Raw genomic sequence first — 6,508 nt, 5'->3', positions numbered from 1 at the left:
ATTGTGTGCGGCAGGTTGTTCGAAAAATCCGAGTTGTCGACGGCCAGAGCGAGGAAGCGCGCCACCGGCCACAGAAACAGAATGACGACGAACAGGATAAGCGGGGCCGTCAACAGGGCGAGCATGCCGCCCCGTTGGCGCCGCTTTATAGCCGGCTTTGTCCCGACCAACATGCCTGGGTTACTTCGCGAGCCAAGCCTTGAAGCGTTCTTCCAGCGCTTCCTTGTGCTCGGTCCAGAAGTCGTTGTTATAGGCGGCGCCGTACTGGAGGTGCTCCGGCGACGTCGGCAGGTTGGCCTTCCAATCCGCGGGAATGAGGTCGGCGGCTTCCTTGCGGCCGGTGCCATAGGCATAGAGTTTCGAGAAGCCGGCCTGATTTTCAGGGATGGAGAACCACTTGAGGAGATCCAGCCCGCCCTGCTGGTGCGGTGCGCCCTTCACCACGGCCCAGTAGTCGGTGCCGTAGAAGAAGCCTGCGTCCCATGCGATGGCGTAGGGCTTTTTCTCGTTAATGGCTTCGTTGGTGATGCGTGCATTGAACGCGTCGCTGAGCGTCACTTCCCCGCTGTCGAGGTTCTGGATGCCCTGCGTCGTGGTGGACCACCAGACGACGTTCGGCTTGATCTTGTCGAGCATGGCGAAAGCCCGGTCGATACCTTCCGGCGTGGCCAGCACCTTGTACATGTCCTCGCGCTTAACGCCGTCGGCCATCAGCGCGTTTTCCAGCGTGAACTGCGCCTGCTGGTAGAGGCCACGCTTTCCCGGAAATTTCTCGACGTTCCAGAAATCCGCCCAGCTCTTCGGCGCGGCGTCGCCCTTGTAGACATTTGTGTTGTAGGCGAGGACCGTGGCCCAGGTATCGGACGCGACGCCGCATTCGTGCAGGGTGCCCGGCAAATAATTGGCCGCGTCGCCTGTGATTTCTGGCGTCAGCGGAATGAACAGGCCTTCGGCGCAGCCGACTTCCATGGCGGGCGCTTCGACCGAGACGACGTCATAGGTGATGTTGCCCGCCTGCACCTGGGCACGCACCTTGGCGACCTCGCCGCCCCACTCTTCCATGACGATCGGGACGCCCGTCTTTTCGGTGTACTTGTCCCAGACCCCATCCTTGTAGGCCTTGTCCCATGTACCACCCCAGCCGACTACCGTGACGGGGTCGGCCGCGGACGCGACCAAAGCCGAGGTCGCGAGGCAGATCGCGGCGGCAGATACGGCTTGCAGATAAGTCCTCATTGCAGTTCCCCTTTCTTATCGTTGTAGATTTGATCAAATTTCAAACGCAAAATTGATTGATTAGCAACAGGAATTTACGGTACGGTGTAAAAAAGTGAAAAAGCCAAAGGGATTTGATCGAATGCTGCAAGGCACTAGAGACGTGCGCGCCAATGTCAGTCTCGCTGCTGTTCTGGACGAGGCGCGACAGCGTTTCGCTGACGCAAACCCGAACAGCCGGGCGCGTCAGAACGAGGCCGCGGCATCGTTGCCGGGCGGCAATACGAGGGCTGTTCTATGGTATCGGCCATTCCCCGTATCGTTTGTTTCCGGTGAAGGCTGCAGGGTGACCGATCTGGACGGCCATACCTATGTCGACCTGGTCTCGGAATACAGTGCCGGTTTTTACGGCCACTCCGACAAGGCGATTTCGGCGGCCCTTGTGGACGTCATACAGGGTGGCATCATGTTGGGCGCACCCAACCGCTATGAGGCGCGCCTGGCTGCCGCGGTGGTCGACCGTTTTCCGGCCATCGAGCGCGTGCGCTTCTGCAACTCGGGCACCGAGGCGAACATCATGGCGATTTCGGCGGCTCGCGCCATCACGCAGCGCTCGAAGATCCTCGCCTTCCGCGAGGGCTATCATGGCGGCGTACTCACCTTCGCGCATGGCGGCTCACCGCTCAATTTGCCTTTCCCCTTTGTCTTCGCCGACTACAACGATAGTGCAGGCGCCGTGGCGCTCATCAAGGAACAGGGCGACGAACTTGCCGCGGTGATCGTCGAACCGATGATGGGCGGCGGCGGCTGCATCCCGGCGACGCGTGAGTTCCTGGAAGCGCTGCGCGCCGCGACGAAGGAGACCGGCGCGCTGCTGATCTTCGACGAGGTGATGACCTCGCGCCTCGACTACCGCGCGCTCCATGGCGCACATGAAATCTTTCCCGATTTCGTGACGCTCGGAAAGTACATCGGCGGCGGTGCGAGTTTTGGCGCATTCGGTGGACGCGCGGATCTCGTCGACCGCTTCGATCCTGCTTTGCCTGGTGCGTTTTCGCATGGCGGGACGTTCAACAACAATATTCTCAGCATGGCTGCTGGTTTGACCGGTCTGACGCAGGTGCTGACGCAAGAGGCGAGCCGCGCCATCAATTCGCGCGGCGATCGCTTGCGTGAAGCGATGAACGTCTCCCTTGAGCGGTATGGCGTCGAGGGCATCGTCATAGGGCGCGGGTCGTTGATGAACCTGCATTTCGTCAGGGGGCCGGTGGACACGCCGGCGCGGCTCGACGATGCCGATCCATCGGCGATTGCGCTTTGGCATATCGAGATGCTGTTGCGAGGGTACTACGTGACGCCGCGCGGCATGCTGGCGTTGTCACTGCCATTTGGCGACGCAGAACTCGACGGCTTCGCCGCCGCATTCGACGATTTCCTGTCGAGCAACCTCAAAATACTGCCGCGCCGGACAAACTGATGCTCGATCGCAAGGATGCCACTGCCGGCTCGGCCGCGCAAAAGACAGCTCATGTTCGTGTACATACGGGCTTGAAGGAGGCACTGATGAACGGTGACTTCCTGCCCGGCCAGAGACTGGTCGTACGACAGCTTGCCGAACAGTACCGGACCAGCGCCATGCCGGTGCGCGAGGCCTTGCGGCAACTCGTCAGCGACGAGGCGATGTTCGACCACCCAAATCGGGGCGTCATTGTCCCTGAGGCCACGGTGGCGCGTATTTCGGATCTGGTGCGTGTGCGCTGCAGCGTCGAAGGGACGGCGGCCGAGTGGGCCGCGACGACCATCACGCCCGAAGAACTCGATGAATTGGCGAAGCTGAACGGGCTGATGCGCGAATGCGTCGAGAGCAATGTCATGGCTAATTATCTCGGCCTGAACAGGCGCTTCCATTTCACGATGTACCATGCCGCGCGTTCACCTCTCATCCAGCAGATCATCGAGAAATTGTGGCTGCAGGCAGGACCGTTTCTGAACATCGTCCGCTCCGACGTGACCTACGGCCTGGGCCTGGACCATCACGACGAAATGCTCGCGGCGCTGCGTCGCGCCGATGGCGCGGCTGCGCGCAAGGCGCTGGTTGCCGATCTGCGCGAGGCCGCCGACATCATTCTTCGCGCCGCGGCGGCGGCTGAGGCTCAACCTGCGCGCAAACGCCCGGCTTCGGTACGCCGTGATCCGAAGGCGCAGGCGCGGTGATGGGCGGATCCCCGCATGGCCCGGTTCATGTCGAGTTTCGTGGCGTCAGCAAGCGCTACGGGCAGACCGTCCAGGCGGTGCGTCAGCTCGACCTGGAAATCATGCGCGGCGAATTCCTGACGCTGCTGGGGCCTTCGGGATCCGGCAAGACGACGGCGTTGATGATGCTTGCCGGATTCGAGGATACGACCGAGGGCGAAATCCTCATTGACGGTCAGCGCATCGACAACGTTCCCGCCAATCGTCGCGGCATCGGCATGGTGTTCCAGAACTACGCGCTTTTCCCGCACATGACGGTCGCCGAAAATCTGGCTTTCCCACTCGAGGTCCGCAAACTTGGCCGCGAGGAGGTGACGCAACGTGTCAGGAACGTTCTCGACATGGTCCAGTTGCCCGAATTCGGCAACCGGCGTCCGGCGCAGCTTTCGGGTGGGCAGCAACAACGCGTCGCGGTTGCCCGCGCCCTGATCTTCGAACCAAATCTTGTCCTGATGGACGAACCGCTCGGCGCCCTAGACAAGCAACTGCGCGAGCAGATGCAGTTCGAAATCAAGGAAATCCATGCCCGGCTTGGCGTCACGTTCGTTTATGTGACCCACGACCAGACCGAGGCGCTGACCATGTCCGACCGGATCGCGGTGTTCAGCGCCGGCCGCATCGAGCAGCTTTCGACACCACGCGAACTGTATGAGCGTCCGACGGGCAGCTTTGTGGCGAGCTTCATCGGCGAGAACAACCGCATGTCCGGCACCGTGCTTGCCGGCGGTGAAAATGGTGGCGTGGCCGTCCATCTCGACGATGGCGATCTGGTGTTGAACGCCATTTCCCCTGGCGCGACGCCCCCTACGGGCGCCAGGGTGACGCTGTCGATCAGGCCCGAGCGCATGTCCTTATTGCACGAAGGCTCCACCGCCCTCAACGTGATCGCGGCAACCGTCGTTCAGTCCGTCTATGTCGGCGATCACATCCGGCTCGTCGCTGTCACGGCGGGCGGCCTGAAATTCATTGTCAAGCTTGCCGCATCGTCGTCTCGGTCCGAACTCAATGCGGGCGAGGCGGTTCGATTGGGCTGTGGTCGTGAGGATTGCCTCGCTCTCGATAGATAACAACAAAAGGCAGACAAGGGAGAGTTCAACCATGAAGAAATCGCCGAAAGTCGTCATCACCTGTGCGGTCACCGGCTCGATCCACACGCCGACGATGAGCCCGTATCTGCCGATAACGCCGTCCGAGATCGTCGACGCCGCTGTCGGAGCAGCCGAAGCCGGGGCGTCGGTGATCCATCTGCATGCCCGCGATCCGGAGACCGGCAAGCCTACCCCTGATCCCAGGCTGTTTATGGATTTCCTGCCGCGCATCAAGCAGCAGACCGACGCCGTGATGAACATTTCCACCGGCGGCGGGCTGAAGATGACCCTCGAAGAGCGCCTTGAAGCGGCGCACGCTTCGAAGCCGGAACTCTGCTCGCTCAATATGGGATCTATGAATTTCGCCTTGCACCACATCGCGCCGAAATACACCGACTGGAAGTACGACTGGGAGAAGGGCTATCTGGAAGACACAAAGAAGGGCATCGTCTCCAACACGTTCGAGCAGATCGAGCGGATCATCGTCGAGGTCGGCCAGGCTTATGGCACGAAGTTCGAGTTCGAGTGCTACGATGTCAGTCACCTCTACACGCTTGCGCACTTTCTCGACCGCAAGCTGCTGAAGCCGCCGCTTTTCGTCCAGACGATCTTCGGGCTGCTGGGCGGTATCGGCGCCGACCCAGAAGACATGATGCACATGCGCAGGACGGCTGATCGGCTGTTCGGAGACGACTATCTCTGGTCGATCCTTGCCGCGGGCAAGCACCAGATAAATCTCTGCACGATGGGCGCGATCATGGGCGGCAATGTACGGGTCGGTTTGGAAGACAGCCTCTATGTCGGCAAGGGCACGCTCGCCAAGAGCAATGCCGAACAGGTGGCCAAGATAAAGCGCATTCTCAACGAGTTGTCGCTCGAAATCGCGACGCCCGACGAAGCCCGTCAACTGCTGGATCTCAAGGGCGCACATGAGGTCGGGTTTTGACGCCCCCCGGCATCGAAACCTATGTCGGCGTCGTGCATCCTTGGATGTGCGACGCGATGGGCCATCTCAACGTTCGTCATTATGTGGCGATGTTCGATGACGCCAGTTTCCAGTTGCTGGGCAGGATTGCCGATCCTCGTTTGACGCCGACCCTCGGCTGGGCGGATGTGAGGATGGAGATCGACTACGTGCATGAAACCGCGGTGGGAACTCTGGTCACCGTTCGCAGCGTTATAGAAAAGCTTGGGAAATCGTCGCTGACTTATCTGCATGAAATGCGCGGTACGCTGGACGGAGTCCTGCATGCGCGCATGCGCACCGTAACGGTGCGCTTCGATCTTCAAGCGCGGAGCAAGATCGAGATCGAAGGCGAGGCCCGGCAGGCGAGCGCGAAACTCCCGAGGGGTGAAGCCGGCAGCTTTGCGCCTCAAGTCGGTCGTTAAGACCAGCTTCGCCGTTTCCCGAAAGCCGACGTCATCGGACTACGCTGGCTTAAGATGACTGCGCCTCTAGACGGACGGCGGCGACAGGATGAAAAGCGCTTGCGCCTGCTTGGTGGCGGAACTGTTGCGGAAGGTGTGGAGGCGTCTTGGGTCGAAAGTCATGGCGTCGCCTTCGAGCAGGACGAACTCCTCGCCTTCGAGCAACACGGTCACGCTGCCCTCGACGACGAACACGAATTCCTCTTCCGAACGCCAGCTGTAGAGCTTGTCGCCGCCGGTGCCGCCCGGCGCCATGATCGACAGGATCGCCTGCGTCCGAACCGCGGATTTCGGGCTGAGCAGGAAGTCTAAAAGGTCGGTGCCGCCGAGCACCGCCGGAGTGCGCGCGTCAACGCGGACGACAGCCGTGTTGTCATGCTGGAACAGGCTGCCGATCGTAATTCCAAGAATGTCGCACAGGCGAACGAGCGTTGCCACCGAGGGCGAGGCCTTGTCGCGTTCGACTTCGCTGAGAAAACCCTTGCTGACTTCAACGCCATCCGCCACGGCCTGGAGGGTAAGGT

General features: G+C 61.1%; 7 protein-coding genes. 5 read left to right on the top strand and 2 right to left on the bottom strand.

Annotated features, from left to right (window positions below; all coding sequences use genetic code 11):
* Positions 1 to 180 precede the first annotated feature (180 nt).
* Complete coding sequence (locus EN994_RS13340) at positions 181 to 1,236, bottom strand: ABC transporter substrate-binding protein (RefSeq protein ID WP_063168759.1); 1,056 nt, start codon at positions 1,234 to 1,236, stop codon at positions 181 to 183.
* 121 nt (positions 1,237 to 1,357) lie between these two features.
* On the opposite strand from EN994_RS13340, the gene EN994_RS13335 reads away from it, so the two are divergent.
* The 5 genes from EN994_RS13335 to EN994_RS13315 are packed head-to-tail and all read left to right on the top strand — an operon-like array spanning position 1,358 to position 5,945.
* Positions 1,358 to 2,692 carry an aminotransferase class III-fold pyridoxal phosphate-dependent enzyme gene (locus EN994_RS13335; protein ID WP_063168758.1) on the top strand — a complete coding sequence of 445 codons (1,335 nt, stop codon included), beginning with the start codon at positions 1,358 to 1,360 and terminating at the stop codon, positions 2,690 to 2,692.
* Positions 2,692 to 3,429, top strand: coding sequence for a GntR family transcriptional regulator (locus tag EN994_RS13330; RefSeq protein ID WP_063168757.1), 738 nt, complete (start codon positions 2,692 to 2,694; stop codon positions 3,427 to 3,429). Before EN994_RS13335 ends, EN994_RS13330 begins: the two co-directional genes overlap by 1 nt.
* A complete protein-coding gene (locus EN994_RS13325) occupies positions 3,429 to 4,535 on the top strand; it encodes an ABC transporter ATP-binding protein (protein ID WP_063168756.1) in 1,107 nt (368 codons plus the stop codon). Before EN994_RS13330 ends, EN994_RS13325 begins: the two co-directional genes overlap by 1 nt.
* Positions 4,536 to 4,566: 31 nt before the next feature.
* Positions 4,567 to 5,502, top strand: a complete 936-nt coding sequence (locus tag EN994_RS13320; RefSeq protein WP_063168755.1) for a 3-keto-5-aminohexanoate cleavage protein — start codon at positions 4,567 to 4,569, stop codon at positions 5,500 to 5,502.
* Entirely contained in the window at positions 5,499 to 5,945 is a 447-nt protein-coding gene (locus tag EN994_RS13315; protein ID WP_164745900.1) for an acyl-CoA thioesterase, read from the top strand. The genes EN994_RS13320 and EN994_RS13315 overlap by 4 nt, the downstream gene beginning before the upstream one ends.
* 66 nt (positions 5,946 to 6,011) lie before the next feature.
* On the opposite strand, the gene EN994_RS13310 is transcribed toward EN994_RS13315, so the two are convergent.
* On the bottom strand, positions 6,012 to 6,508 hold a 497-nt coding region (locus tag EN994_RS13310; protein ID WP_127307579.1), incomplete at its 5' end, for an XRE family transcriptional regulator.

The sequence above is a fragment of the Mesorhizobium sp. M7A.F.Ca.CA.002.09.1.1 genome (genome assembly GCF_003998555.1).
Lineage (GTDB): Bacteria > Pseudomonadota > Alphaproteobacteria > Rhizobiales > Rhizobiaceae > Mesorhizobium > Mesorhizobium ciceri.
This window is presented reverse-complemented; position numbering and strand designations above follow the sequence as displayed.